We start from the raw sequence: 14,103 nt of genomic DNA, 5'->3' as shown, positions 1-14,103 counted from the left end.
ATCAGCCTTTGATCATGGCATGCATCTCTTGCACCGAGGTCACTTTTTCCGTTGGGTCAGCGTTTAGCGCCATGGTGGTGGCGAAGCTGCCATTCAGCGTGGTGTCATAATGCACCTTGTACTGCAACGCGCTGCGACGAATGACCTTCGAGTCTTCAATCGCCTGACGCCCTTCGGTGGTGTTGACAATATAGGCATATTCACCATTCTTCAGGCGATCCTGAATATGCGGTCGGCCTTCATGCACTTTATTTACCAGGCGTGGATTAATTCCGGCTTCGCCCAGCACCACTGCGGTGCCATGCGTGGCATCCAGCTCAAAGCCAAACTTCTGCAGCTTGATGGCCAGATCGACAATGCGCTTCTTGTCACCTTCGCGCACCGACAGCAGCGCGCGGCCCGATTTTTTCATGGTGGACTGTGCACCGAGCATCGCTTTGGCAAAGGCTTCCGCAAAGGTACGGCCAACGCCCATTACTTCACCGGTTGAACGCATTTCCGGGCCAAGAATCGGGTCGACGCCAGGGAATTTGTTGAACGGCAGCACCACTTCTTTTACCGAGTAATAAGGTGGGATCACCTCTTCGGTTACGCCCTGCTCGGCCAGCGTTTTGCCGGCCATCACGCGCGCGGCGACTTTAGCCAGCGGCACGCCGGTCGCTTTCGATACGAAAGGCACGGTACGCGCGGCACGCGGGTTGACCTCAATCAGGTAAACCTCATTATCTTTGACGGCAAACTGCACGTTCATCAGGCCACGGACACCTAATTCGAAGGCCAGTTTTTCCACCTGCTGACGCATTACGTCCTGAATCTCTTTATTCAGAGTGTAAGCGGGCAGCGAACAGGCAGAGTCACCGGAGTGCACGCCCGCCTGCTCAATGTGTTCCATGATGCCGCCAATCAGCACGCGCTCGCCATCGCAGATAGCATCAACATCCACTTCAACCGCATCATCGAGGAAACGGTCGAGCAGCACTGGCGCATCGTTGGACACCGATACCGCCGTCTGGAAATAACGCTTCAGGTCGACTTCGTCATAAACGATTTCCATCGCGCGGCCGCCCAGAACATAGGAAGGACGTACCACCAGCGGATAACCGATTTCTGCTGCCTTCTCTACCGCATGTTCCAGCGCGGTAACCGTGGCGTTTGCAGGCTGCTTCAGCTGCAGGCGATCCACCGCCTGCTGGAAGCGCTCACGATCTTCCGCACGGTCAATAGCATCCGGGCTGGTACCGATAATCGGTACGCCTGCGGCTTCCAGCGCGCGCGCCAGCTTCAGCGGCGTCTGACCGCCATACTGAACAATCACACCTTTCGGCTTTTCGATGCGGGCAATTTCCAGCACATCTTCCAGCGTCACCGGCTCGAAATAGAGACGATCTGAGGTGTCGTAATCGGTGGAGACGGTCTCTGGATTACAGTTGACCATGATGGTTTCATAGCCATCTTCACGCAGCGCCAGCGAGGCGTGTACGCAGCAGTAGTCAAACTCAATGCCCTGGCCGATACGGTTAGGACCGCCGCCCAGCACCATGATTTTTTCACGATCCTGATTCGGATTGGCTTCGCACTCTTCTTCATAGGTTGAGTACATGTAGGCGGTGTCGGTAGAGAACTCGGCGGCACAGGTATCAACACGTTTGTAGACCGGGTGCAGCGCATATTTCTCACGCAGCTTGCGGATTTCGAACTCTGAAACGCCTGCCAGTTTCGCCAGACGAACGTCTGCAAAGCCCTTGCGCTTCAGCGCCCGCAGGAAATCGGCGGTCAGGCCGTTTACGCCCTGCTGTGCCACCTGAGCTTCCAGCTGAATCAGCTCTTCAATCTGCACCAGGAACCAGCGGTCGATGTTGGTCAGGTTAAAGATGGCATCTAACGACATTCCTGCACGGAACGCGTCGCCAACGTACCAGATACGCTCGGCGCCAGCATCTTTCAGTTCACGGCGAATGCGCGTCATCGCTTCCGGATCGGCAAGGTTGACCACCGGATCGAAGCCGTGTGCACCGACTTCCAGGCCGCGCAGCGCTTTCTGCATCGACTCCTGAAACGTGCGACCGATGGCCATCACTTCACCCACCGACTTCATCTGCGTGGTCAGGCGATCGTTGGCACCGGCAAATTTTTCAAAGTTAAAACGTGGAATTTTCGTGACCACGTAGTCGATAGAAGGCTCGAACGAGGCGGGCGTACGGCCGCCGGTGATATCGTTCATCAGCTCATCCAGCGTATAGCCTACCGCCAGCTTGGCGGCAACTTTGGCAATCGGGAAGCCGGTGGCTTTGGACGCCAGCGCGGAAGAGCGCGATACGCGCGGGTTCATCTCGATGATGATCAAACGGCCATTTTCCGGATTGACCGAGAACTGCACATTCGAGCCGCCGGTCTCTACGCCGATTTCACGCAGTACCGCCATCGAGGCGTTACGCATGATTTGATATTCTTTGTCGGTCAGCGTCTGCGCCGGTGCCACGGTAATCGAGTCACCGGTATGAATGCCCATGGCGTCGAAGTTTTCGATGGAGCAGACAATGATGCAGTTATCATTTTTGTCGCGCACCACTTCCATTTCATACTCTTTCCAGCCAATCAGCGACTCATCAATCAGCAGCTCATTGGTTGGCGAGAGATCCAGACCGCGTTCACAGATCTCTTCAAACTCTTCGCGATTGTAAGCAATACCGCCGCCGGTGCCGCCCATGGTAAACGAAGGACGGATGATGCAGGGAAAGCCGACATCTTCAGCCACTTTCAGCGCTTCATCCATGTTGTGTGCGATACCGGAGCGAGCGGTGTCGAGGCCAATGCTCTTCATCGCCTTATCAAAGCGCTGGCGATCTTCTGCTTTATCAATCGCATCGGCGGTGGCGCCGATCATGGTGACGCCAAACTCCTCCAGCACGCCCTGACGTTCCAGTTCCAGCGCACAGTTCAGCGCCGTCTGGCCGCCCATGGTTGGCAGCACCGCATCCGGGCGCTCTTTTTCAATAATCTTGCGAACGACTTCCCAGTGAATCGGCTCAATATAGGTGGCATCCGCCATTTCCGGATCGGTCATGATGGTGGCCGGATTTGAGTTCACCAAAATAACGCGATACCCCTCTTCCCGCAGCGCTTTACACGCCTGCGCGCCCGAGTAGTCAAATTCACATGCCTGACCAATAACGATTGGGCCAGCGCCAAGAATCAGGATCGATTTTATGTCTGTGCGTTTTGGCATTATTTAGCTCCTGATAACGTCGCTTTAGAACGGTAGGCTTCAATCAATTCAATAAAGTGGTCAAACAGCGGCGCGGCATCGCCCGGCCCTGGGCTCGCTTCAGGGTGTCCCTGGAAGCTAAAGGCAGGTTTGTCGGTGCGGTGAATGCCCTGCACCGTGTGGTCAAACAGCGACGTGTGCGTGATACGCAGGTTTGCAGGCAGCGTCTGCTCATTTACCGCAAAGCCGTGGTTCTGTGCGGTGATCATCACGGTATTGTTATCGTGATCTTTTACCGGATGGTTGCCGCCATGATGGCCAAGCTTCATTTTGATGGTGGTGGCGCCGCTGGCCAGAGCCAGCAGCTGATGTCCAAGGCAGATACCAAACACCGGAACGTCCGTTTCCAGGAACGCTTTAATAGCCTCAATGGCGTAATCACACGGCTCTGGATCGCCAGGGCCGTTGGAAAGGAAAATGCCGTCCGGATTGAGTTTCAGCACCTCTGCTGCTGAGGTCTGTGCAGGCACTACCGTTAAACGGCAGCCGCGATCTACCAGCATACGCAGGATGTTGCGCTTGACGCCGTAGTCATACGCCACCACGTGATAAGGCAGGTCGGCATCGGCCTTTTGCTCGGGCAGATCGCCTTCCAGCGTCCAGCTGCCCTGGGTCCAGCGGTACGCTTCTTTAATAGTGACTTCTTTCGCCAGATCCATCCCCTTCAGGCCAGGAAACGCCTGCGCCTTTTGCAGCGCCAACGCTGCATCCGGATTGTCGCCCGCAATAATGCAGCCGTTCTGTGCGCCTTTTTCACGTAGCAGACGTGTCAGCTTGCGCGTGTCGATATCAGCAATGCCGACAATGTTAAGGCGGCACAGATACTCAGATAGCCCTTCTTCACTACGGTAATTGCTGGCCATCAGCGGCAGGTCACGAATCACCAAACCTTGCGCATGTACCTGAGTGGATTCTTCGTCGGCGGCATTGGTGCCGACATTACCGATATGGGGATAAGTGAGAGTGACGATTTGGCGGGAATAGGAAGGATCAGTAAGGATTTCTTGATAACCGGTCATTGAAGTGTTGAAAACAACTTCCCCCACTGCCGACCCCGTTGCCCCGATGGCCCGACCGTGGAATTGGGTTCCGTCTTCCAGAACCAAAAGTGCTGACTTAATCAAAACATCCTCCAGGGAATAAACAGTCATTATATATGCATATTAATTCATAACATGGGCACGAATCAATGCTAAAACCGACTAACTGTTCGAATTTTGGCAAATTGCGCGCATTCTAATGATCGTGCTGTCAGATGTCCAGCCTGAAACGACTTTTTTACCTTGTTTTGACGTCTTCAGCTGAATAACCAGGAATTAACTGTAAAATAGAGAGATAACGGCGCGGGATAAACGGTTGCGGAGCACACTTGCCATTAAACAGGGCTGCAAGAGCATTAAAAGTGGACCAATTGGTCAAAAACAGGCTTTTTCGCCTTCGATAACAGAGATAAACTGTAATTAATAACAGCTAAACGACAAATTAATATCGTAACCCCTGTTTTAAAGATAAAAATAAAGGGCAATAACATATTGCCCTTTCAATCAAAAAGTTACGATCGAAATAACCACATCACATGGCTCACCACACATCATAAATCCGCTAAATTCAGCACGTCGCGCATATCATAAAGCCCACTTTCATGGCTCTTAAGCCATGAGGCAGCACGTACCGCGCCTTTGGCAAAAGTCATGCGGCTGGTCGCCTTATGCGTAATTTCAACCCGCTCGCCAACGTCGGCAAACATCGCAGTGTGCTCACCCACAATGTCACCTGCTCGCACGGTAGCGAAGCCGATGGTCTGCGGCGCGCGTTCACCGGTATGGCCTTCGCGCGCATAGACTGCATGTGCATTAAGATCCCAGTGCATCGCATCGGCAATGGCTTCGCCCATCGCCAGTGCGGTGCCCGAAGGCGCATCCACTTTGTGACGGTGATGCGCTTCGATAATTTCAATGTCGGCATAGTCGCCCATCACTTTTGCGGTTTTCTCCAGCAGCATCAATACCAGATTAACGCCGACGCTAAAGTTAGCCGCAAAGACAATAGCGATATCCGCCGCGGCGGCCTGGATTGCCGCTTTACCCGCATCATCAAAGCCGGTGGTGCCTATCACCATCGCTTTACGATGCTGGCGACAAAAAGCCAGATATTCCAGCGTGCCTTCCGGACGGGTAAAGTCGATCAGCACATCGAAATCATCCACCACAGCGTCAAGATTGTCGCTTATCGCCACGCCCGTTTTGCCGCTAGCGGCCAGTTCACCGGCATCACAACCCACCAGCGACGATCCTTTACGCGCAATTGCCGCGCCCAGCATGACACCTTCAGCCTCAATCGCTGCCTGAATTAAAATGCGCCCCATACGTCCCGGTGCGCCGACCACAGCGATGCGGATATTATTCATAACCATTCATTCCTGATAAATTTTTATGCATGTAAAGCCTGAACAGGTTAACCAGCTGTTCACAGCTGCGCCACAACAAACATCGATAATAAGAATTTTATGCCAGCGGCACACCATTATCAGTAAAACAAATTATGTTGCGGCACGCCTGGCCAGTGGCGCTAATGTGCAGAAAGCGGTTCAGCGAAGGGAACAACGTGCGCGGGCAGCAGGCATAAAAAATGGCGCATCCTGTGCGCCATTTTAGGTGAGATCTTCAACGTCAGAGCTGGCGGACATCCACCCGCAGCTCTTTAGGCACTTCAAACACGATGTTCTCTTCGCGACCGCTCAGCTCGGTAACGTCGACGCCGCCCAGTTCGCGTAAACGCTGAATCACCTGCTGCACCAGAATATCAGGTGCTGACGCACCGGCCGTCACGCCAACGCAGGTGACATCTTTCAGCCAGGCTTCCTGAATGTCATCGGCAGAATCGATCAGGCGTGCCAGTTTGCCCGCACGCTGTGCCAGTTCGGCAAGGCGATTCGAGTTGGAGGAATTTTTCGATCCTACCACCAGCACCACCTCGGCCTCTTCGGCCAACGAACGCACCGCTTCCTGACGGTTGGTGGTGGCATAACAAATATCATCTTTACGCGGGCCAACAATTTTTGGAAAGCGCTCACGCAACGCATCGATGATATCGGAGGTGTCATCCACAGAGAGCGTGGTTTGCGTCATAAAGCACAGGTTGTTCTCATCTTTTACCTGCAGCTTAAAGACATCTTCCGGCGCTTCCACCAGATACATCCCGCCGTTGTCATTGCTGTACTGTCCCATGGTGCCCTGCACTTCCGGATGGCCTGCATGGCCGATCAGAATCGCTTCGGTGCCTTTGCGGCTGGCTCGCGCCACTTCCATATGCACTTTGGTCACCAGTGGACAAGTCGCATCGAACAACATGGTCAGCGCACGCGCTTTCGCTTCCGCACGTACCGCCTGAGAGACGCCGTGAGCAGAAAAAATCAGAATTGCACCGTCCGGTACTTCGCTGATCTCTTCAATAAAGATGGCGCCGCGCTCACGCAGGCTATTCACCACATAACGGTTATGCACCACTTCGTGACGCACATAGATTGGCGCGCCGTACATTTCCAGCGCCCGCTCAACGATGCTGATGGCACGATCTACGCCAGCACAAAATCCGCGTGGGTTAGCCAACAGGATTTGCATGATTCGTCTCCAGTACCGGATCTATCTCCAGCACATCGATATCAAAATGGATACTTTGCCCGGCTAAAGGATGGTTAAAATCCACGGTGATCGAATCGCCGGAAATTTCTCGTATCACGCCTGGCATTTCGCTGCCGTCCATGCCGGTGAACAACATAATTGCACCGATTTCTGGCTCGCCTGCCTGCACAAAATCGCGGCGGGAGAAGTACTGAATCATATCCGGGCTGGCGATGCCAAATGCATTCTCTGGCGTCAGGGTGAACGCGTGCTTGTCGCCCGCTTTCAGCCCAATAAGTTCCGCTTCAAGGCCCGCCGACAGGCTGCCGTCGCCAAGGCGAAACAGCGCCGGTTTGCCGTTGGCGCGCGTCGACTCAGCGGTAGAACCGTCTTCCAGTTTAAGAACAAAATGCACCAGAATGGCGCTGTCGTGCTGCACAAGCTCTGTCATGCTTTACCTTTATGCTTCGCCTGTTTGCCCGCGGGCGATAAAAAGCCCTCAAGCACGATCAGCACGGCGCCTACGCAGATGCCGCAGTCGGCAATGTTAAACGTGGCAAAGTGCCAGTTGCCGACATAAAAATCGATCATATCAACCACAAAACCGTGCCAGGTTCGGTCAAACAGGTTGCCCAGTGCGCCGCCAATGATCAGCGCATAGGCGATGTTATTGAGTTTTTTGCTGGCTGGCGTGCGATACATCATCACCAGCAAAGCCACGGCGATAGCAATCGCAATGGCGGCAAAAAACCAGCGTTGCCAGCCACCTTTATCGGCCAGGAAACTGAACGCCGCGCCATAGTTGTGCGCATAGAACAGATTCAGGGAAGGCATGATGGACAGCGTTTGATGCAGCAACATGTTGCTCATCACCCACTGCTTACTGGCAAAATCCACCGCAATCAGCACCACTACCAGCCACAACCAGCGTAGCCCTGTCGATAAAATTGGTCTGGTCATCAGGCAAATTTACGCTCTTCACCGGCGCCAGCGACGTTCGTCACACAGCGGCCACAGATATCAGGATGGTCAGCGTTCTGGCCAATGTCGGTGGCGTAATGCCAGCAGCGCGGGCACTTCTCGCCTTCTGCTTTATGCAGCGCGATTTTCAGCCCTTTCAGCAGTTCACTTTGTTGCGCCTCGTCGGTGGCCAGCGCGTAATCCGCCACCTGCGCACCTGAGGTCAACAGTACAAAGCGTAGCTCATCGCCGAGCGCCATCAGCTTAGCGGCCAGATCGGCATCGGCATACAGCGTTACGCTGGCTTCCAGTGCCCCACCAATGCGTTTTTCTGCGCGCGCCTGCTCAATGATTTTATTCACTTCGCCGCGCACCTTTAGCAGGTCCGCCCAATAAGCATCGTTCATTGATTCATCGGCGGTCATGCCAAACAGACCATCGAACCACTCTTCAGTGAACACGTATTTCGCACGTTTGCCCGGCAGAGCATTCCAGATTTCATCGGCGGTGAAAGACATTACCGGTGCCATCCAGCGCACCAGCGCCTCGGCGATATACCATAGCGCGGTTTGACAGCTGCGACGCGCCAGACCATCGCTCTTGGCGGTGTACTGACGGTCCTTGATCACATCAAGATAGAACGAGCCCATTTCAATGGAGCAGAACTGCATCAGACGCTGAATCACCTCATGGAAATCGTAGTTTTCATACGAGTTGATGATATCTGCCTGCGCCGCCTGCGCACGTCCTACCGCCCAGCGATCCACCACTACCATCTCTTCTGGCTTCACCAGATCGGTTTCCGGATTAAACCCGTTGAGGTTAGCCAGCAGGAAACGCGCGGTGTTGCGAATACGACGATAAGAGTCCGCCGCACGCTTCAGGATTTCATCAGAGACCGCCATTTCGCCCGAATAATCGGTTGAGGCGACCCACAGACGCAGAATATCGCCGCCCAGCTTGTTCATCACATCCTGCGGGCTCACGGTGTTGCCGATGGACTTGGACATTTTGCGCCCCTGTCCATCCACGGTGAAGCCATGCGTCAATACCTGGCGATACGGCGCTTTGCCTTTCATGGCGGTTGAGATCATCAGCGATGACATAAACCAGCCGCGATGCTGATCGGAGCCTTCCAGGTACATATCCGGCGTGTGACCGCCAAACTCAGGACGGGCATCGACCACGGAATAGCTGGTGGAGCCGGAATCAAACCAGACGTCCAGCGTATCCGGCACTTTATCGTAGTGATCGGCATCATCGCCCATCAGCTCGCGGGCATCGAGATCCCACCAGGCCTGAATGCCATCCTGCTCAACGCGTTGAGCCACTTTCTCCATCAGCTCAAGCGTGTCCGGGTGCAGCTGCTCGGTCTGTTTGTGCACAAACAGCGCCATCGGCACGCCCCATGTACGCTGACGCGAGATACACCAGTCCGGACGGTTGGCGACCATCGACTCAATGCGCGCCTGTCCCCAGTCTGGAATCCACTGCACCGCACCGATCTCTTTCAGCGACTGCGCGCGCAGGCCTTTCTGATCCATGCTGATAAACCACTGCGGCGTGGCACGGAAGATGATTGGCGTTTTGTGGCGCCAGCAGTGTGGATAGCTGTGATGGAGTTTTTCAACGTGCAGCAGTGCGCCTTTCTCACGCAGCAGCTCAACGATCATGTCGTTGGCCTTAAAGACGTTAACGCCATCCAGACCAGGCCAGGTGCCCGGCAGGAATGCGCCATCCGGGCCAACCGGGTTAGCGGCTTCAATGCCATATTTCTGGCCGATCACATAGTCATCCGGGCCGTGGCCTGGCGCGGTATGTACCGCACCGGTACCGGCATCCAGCGTTACGTGTTCGCCCAGCACCACCGGAGAGTGGTGATCCAGGAAAGGATGCTGGAACGGCATCAGCTCCAGTACAGCGCCTGCGGCGGTACCCAGTACCGTCCATTCGCTGACGCCCGCGCGCTTCATCATGCTCTCAACCAGATCTTTCGCCAGAATCAGCGCGCGGCCTTCGATCTGCAGCAGCTGATATTCAAATTCCGGATGTAGCGAGATAGCGCGGTTAGCCGGCATGGTCCACGGCGTGGTGGTCCAGATCACCAGCGAAACCGGGCCTGCAACGTCGGTCACACCAAATTTGGCCGCAACCGCGGCGGGATCGACCGCGTTGAACATCACGTCAATGGACGGTGAGGTTTTGTCGTAATACTCCACTTCTGCTTCAGCCAGCGCTGAACGACAGTCGAGACACCAGTGAACCGGCTTGGCACCCTTATGCAGATGACCGTTACCGATGATTTTTCCCAGCGCGCGAATGATGTTCGCTTCGGTCTGGAAATTCATCGTCAGGTAAGGGCGATCCCAGTCGCCAAGCACGCCGAGACGGATAAAATCTTTTTTCTGGCCTTCCACCTGCTCGGCGGCATAGGCACGGCAGGCTGCGCGGAATTCAGCAGCGCTGACCTTTTCACCCGGCTTGCCAATCATCTGCTCAACTTTATGCTCAATCGGCAAACCGTGGCAGTCCCAGCCCGGCACATAAGGTGAGTCATATCCCGCCAGGCCTTTCGACTTAACGATAATGTCTTTCAGAATCTTGTTAACCGAGTGACCAATATGAATGCTGCCGTTCGCATAGGGAGGGCCATCATGCAAAATAAAGGTTTTTTTCCCTTTTTTGGCTTCGCGGATGATGCCGTACAGATTGTCATCATACCAACGCTGCAGCATTCCCGGTTCGCGTTTGGCCAGATCGCCACGCATCGGGAACCCCGTTTCCGGCAAGTTCAGGGTAGATTTATAGTCACTCATCAGATTCTCGGTTCCGTATTTCGGTGTTTAGACCGGTGTTTGTAGCCCGAAATATTGTCGGGCGGTCACCACATCTTGGGCAATTTGCGCTTTCAGTTCATCAAGCGATGCGAAGCGCTGCTCATTGCGTATTTTTTGACGTAACACCACTTCTATATGGCGTCCGTACAGGTCCATTGCAATATCCAGCAGATGAACTTCTAACTGTTGTCGTATTCCGGCCACCGTGGGCCGCGTGCCGATATTGGCGACGCCTGGCAGCGGTGCATCGGTCAGGCCGCGCACTTCAACCGCGTACACGCCCTTCACGGGCGAGACAAAGCGCCGCAGCGGCAGATTGGCAGTAGGAAAGCCGATGGTTCTTCCCAGCGCATCACCATGCACTACGCGGCCGGAAATCGTGAAAGGATGGCCCAGCAACGATTCCGCCAGCGGCAAATCGTCACTGGCCAGTGCCTGGCGTACCGCGGTGCTGCTGATGCGCTTGCCGTCTTCGCAGAAAGTCTGCGTACTGACGACATCGAAGCCATATTGGGCGCCAGCGTCCTGTAATAACAGGAAATCCCCCTGGCGGCCAGCGCCGAAGCGGAAATCATCGCCTACGGCGAGAAACTTCACGTTCAGCTTGTCGACCAGCAGATCGCTGACAAAACTTTGTGCCGTGCGCGCCGCAAACTGGCGATCAAAACGCACGCAGAGCACCGAGTCAACGCCCAGCTCAGCCAGATAGCGCAGCTTCTCCCGCAGGCGGGTCAGACGCGCCGGCGCGTTGGCACCGGCAAACAGCTCCAGCGGCTGCGGCTCAAACAGCATCACCGTTACCGGCAGCTGGCGTTTACGCCCCTCTTCACACAGCCGTGTTAGCAGCGCCTGATGTCCACGATGTACACCATCGAAATTACCGATCGTCAGCACACAGCCGCGATGCTGTGCTCTGAGATTATGTATACCGCGTATGAACTTCATGGCTGACTCAAACGTGTGGAAAGTGGCGGATTATACCTTGTACAGCGGTTAAGGTTAACCCGTGTTACGCGGCTTTAGTCGATTCTTCACGGCATTTCGCGCCAGTAAGGCCACATCTGCCTACATCGCCGATTTTTTTCTGGCGAAATACTGTATTCAATGGGACGAAGCTGGTAGAATCCTGCGCCATCAAATACGTAATCAGGCGTTGTTCCACAAACGGCGCTTATTTGCACAAATCCATTGACAACAGAAGGCTTAAAAGGCATAGTCCTCGGCCTTTGATTTGTCCTAATAGAACACATTTGGGAGTTGGACCTTGGCTAATATCAAATCAGCTAAGAAACGCGCCGTAACATCTGAGAAGCGTCGTAAGCATAATGCAAGCCGTCGTTCAATGATGCGTACTTTCATCAAGAAAGTACACGCGGCCATCGCTACTGGCGATAAAGAAGCTGCACAGAACGCATTTAACGAAATGCAACCACTCGTGGACCGTCAGGCTGCTAAAGGTCTGATCCACAAAAACAAAGCTGCGCGTCATAAGTCAAACCTGACTGCTGCAATCAACAAAATGGCGTAATTGCCACCCTGTTGTAAGCTTTGTATAAAGAACCGGCTGCTAGCCGGTTTTTTTATGCCTGCGATTCGCCAATGCGCTGACAAACCTGCGTGATAGCGTGGATGTGAACGTTGCCTGCTGGCCGTTAAATGCTGAATGTGATGTCAGGAAAGACAGGATTGGTACGCGGAGAATAACAGGCAGGATTAGGCCGGCGAACCGGCCTGAGGCATGATTAGATGGCGCAATAAACGCGCGCTTCACGTGGCGTGTAGATACCAAACGTCACCAGGCTCAGTAAGCCATTAACAAACGTCTGCTGCACTTCAACCCGGCTAACTTTTTCCTGGCCGCCGCATACCTGCGCCGCATCAATGCTCTTACGCTGACCGATACCTGAAACAAAGAACGGCTGGCTGGTGGTTTTCGTCGCCGCACCAACTTGATTCTGCTTCATTACGAAAGTCTGCTGCGCACAGCCGGTTAAACTCAGAGCCAACAACGCCGCAACACAAAGCTTGTTCATAAATATCCTTATCGCCTGAAATGAAATAATAAATGCTGAGTGAAATCATCACTCAGCCAGCAATCAGGTTATCGACAGCGACAGCAGAAACATTAGAAAGGTTTTTGAGTACGTCTTAACGGATACGTTGAGCAAAATAGTACAGCAATAAAAAAAGCCCCTGCAGTGCAGGGGCTTTTTATGTTTACCGCAGCGTTTCCGCTTAGCGAGTCAAATCGTCGAAAAACTTTTTGACGCCATCGAGAAAGCTTTTTGAGCGCGGGCTGTTCTTCTCACCCGCCGCACCACCAAAGCTCTCTTCCAGCTCACGCAGCAGCGACTTCTGCTTCTCGTTCAGGCTAACCGGCGTCTCAACCACTACGCGGCACAGCAGGTCGCCCTGGTTGCCACCACGTACCGATTTAACGCCTTTGCCACGCATGCGGAACAGCTTGCCGGTCTGCGTCTCTGCAGGCACCTTGAGCTTCACGCGGCCATCCAGCGTAGGCACTTCGATTTCGCCACCCAGTGCAGCCATCGCGAAGTTGATCGGCACTTCGCAATAGAGGTTATTCTCTTCACGTTCAAAGATTGGGTGTTTCTTCACCGCTACCTGAACGTAGAGATCGCCTGCTGGCGCGCCCTGCTCACCGGCTTCACCTTCGCCGTTTAAGCGAATGCGGTCGCCTGTGTCCACACCGGCCGGAATTTTCACCGACAGCGTTTTTGACTTCTCAACGCGTCCATGACCGTGACAGGCATTACACGGATCTTTAATCACCGAACCGCGTCCATGACAGGTTGGACACGCCTGCTGCACCGTGAAGAAGCCCTGACGCATCTGCACCTGGCCCGCACCGTGACAGGTTGGGCAGGTCTGCGGCTGCGTACCCGCTTTCGCGCCGCTACCGTGACAGATATCGCACTCTTCCAGAGTAGGAATGCGGATCTCTTTGGTCACGCCACGTACCGCTTCTTCCAGCGTTAACTCCATGTTGTAGCGTAAATCGGCACCACGTGAGGCACGCTGACGACGTCCGCCGCCGAAGATGTCACCGAATACGTCGCCAAAGATATCACTGAAGTCTGCACCGCCACCGCCGCCAAAGCCGCCGCCGCCGTATCCACCACCGCCGCCTTGTTCAAAGGCTGCGTGACCATACTGGTCGTAAGCGGCACGCTTCTGCGCATCGGTCAGGATCTCATACGCTTCCTTGACCTCTTTGAATTTACCTTCGGCGTCTTTGTCGCCCTGGTTACGGTCGGGATGGAACTTCATCGCCAGGCGTTTATAGGCCTTTTTGATTTCACGCTCTTCCGCCGATTTCGGAACGCCTAAAATCTCGTAATAGTCTTTCTTCGCCATGTTTTTAATGCCCTTAACAAACATGAACGGGCGTGGAGAAAAC

11 protein-coding genes are annotated in these 14,103 nt (G+C 54.4%); 1 reads left to right on the top strand and 10 read right to left on the bottom strand.

What is annotated here, in order from left to right:
• Position 1: 1 nt before the first annotated feature.
• From carB to ribF, 8 genes are all read right to left on the bottom strand, one after another.
• On the bottom strand, positions 2–3,226 hold the full coding sequence (gene carB / locus EM595_RS03445; RefSeq protein ID WP_067427890.1) for a carbamoyl-phosphate synthase large subunit: 3,225 nt from the start codon (positions 3,224–3,226) through the stop codon (positions 2–4).
• On the bottom strand, positions 3,226–4,389 hold the full coding sequence (carA, locus tag EM595_RS03440) for a glutamine-hydrolyzing carbamoyl-phosphate synthase small subunit (RefSeq protein ID WP_187485845.1): 1,164 nt from the start codon (positions 4,387–4,389) through the stop codon (positions 3,226–3,228). Before carA ends, carB begins: the two co-directional genes overlap by 1 nt.
• Before the next feature lie 467 nt (positions 4,390–4,856).
• A complete protein-coding gene (gene dapB, locus EM595_RS03435; RefSeq protein ID WP_067427886.1) occupies positions 4,857–5,672 on the bottom strand; it encodes a 4-hydroxy-tetrahydrodipicolinate reductase in 816 nt (271 codons plus the stop codon).
• A gap of 262 nt (positions 5,673–5,934) precedes the next feature.
• Entirely contained in the window at positions 5,935–6,885 is a 951-nt protein-coding gene (gene ispH / locus EM595_RS03430; RefSeq protein WP_067427884.1) for a 4-hydroxy-3-methylbut-2-enyl diphosphate reductase, read from the bottom strand.
• Positions 6,866–7,336 carry an FKBP-type peptidyl-prolyl cis-trans isomerase gene (gene fkpB, locus EM595_RS03425; protein ID WP_067427879.1) on the bottom strand — a complete coding sequence of 157 codons (471 nt, stop codon included), beginning with the start codon at positions 7,334–7,336 and terminating at the stop codon, positions 6,866–6,868. Before fkpB ends, ispH begins: the two co-directional genes overlap by 20 nt.
• Entirely contained in the window at positions 7,333–7,845 is a 513-nt protein-coding gene (gene lspA / locus EM595_RS03420) for a signal peptidase II (RefSeq protein WP_067427877.1), read from the bottom strand. The genes fkpB and lspA overlap by 4 nt, the downstream gene beginning before the upstream one ends.
• Positions 7,845–10,661 (bottom strand): isoleucine--tRNA ligase, encoded by a 2,817-nt coding sequence (gene ileS, locus EM595_RS03415; protein WP_067427876.1) that lies wholly within the window; start codon positions 10,659–10,661, stop codon positions 7,845–7,847. Before ileS ends, lspA begins: the two co-directional genes overlap by 1 nt.
• Positions 10,662–10,688: 27 nt before the next feature.
• On the bottom strand, positions 10,689–11,627 hold the full coding sequence (gene ribF, locus EM595_RS03410; RefSeq protein WP_067427875.1) for a bifunctional riboflavin kinase/FAD synthetase: 939 nt from the start codon (positions 11,625–11,627) through the stop codon (positions 10,689–10,691).
• A gap of 319 nt (positions 11,628–11,946) precedes the next feature.
• Here ribF and rpsT point away from each other — a divergent pair, with 319 nt between their 5' ends.
• Positions 11,947–12,210 (top strand): 30S ribosomal protein S20, encoded by a 264-nt coding sequence (gene rpsT / locus EM595_RS03405; protein WP_067427874.1) that lies wholly within the window; start codon positions 11,947–11,949, stop codon positions 12,208–12,210.
• 214 nt (positions 12,211–12,424) lie between these two features.
• Here the strand turns inward: rpsT and EM595_RS03400 are convergent, their stop codons facing one another.
• Together EM595_RS03400 and dnaJ are read right to left on the bottom strand one after the other, a co-directional pair.
• On the bottom strand, positions 12,425–12,715 hold the full coding sequence (locus tag EM595_RS03400; RefSeq protein WP_067427873.1) for a Bor family protein: 291 nt from the start codon (positions 12,713–12,715) through the stop codon (positions 12,425–12,427).
• Positions 12,716–12,917: 202 nt separating this feature from the next.
• A complete protein-coding gene (gene dnaJ / locus EM595_RS03395) occupies positions 12,918–14,060 on the bottom strand; it encodes a molecular chaperone DnaJ (protein WP_067435119.1) in 1,143 nt (380 codons plus the stop codon).
• Between the last annotated feature and the right edge of the window lie 43 nt (positions 14,061–14,103).

This window comes from Duffyella gerundensis (assembly GCF_001517405.1).
GTDB classification, from domain to species: domain Bacteria; phylum Pseudomonadota; class Gammaproteobacteria; order Enterobacterales; family Enterobacteriaceae; genus Duffyella; species Duffyella gerundensis.
Note: the sequence above shows the minus strand (reverse complement) of the source record. Positions and strands in the feature narration are given on the sequence as shown.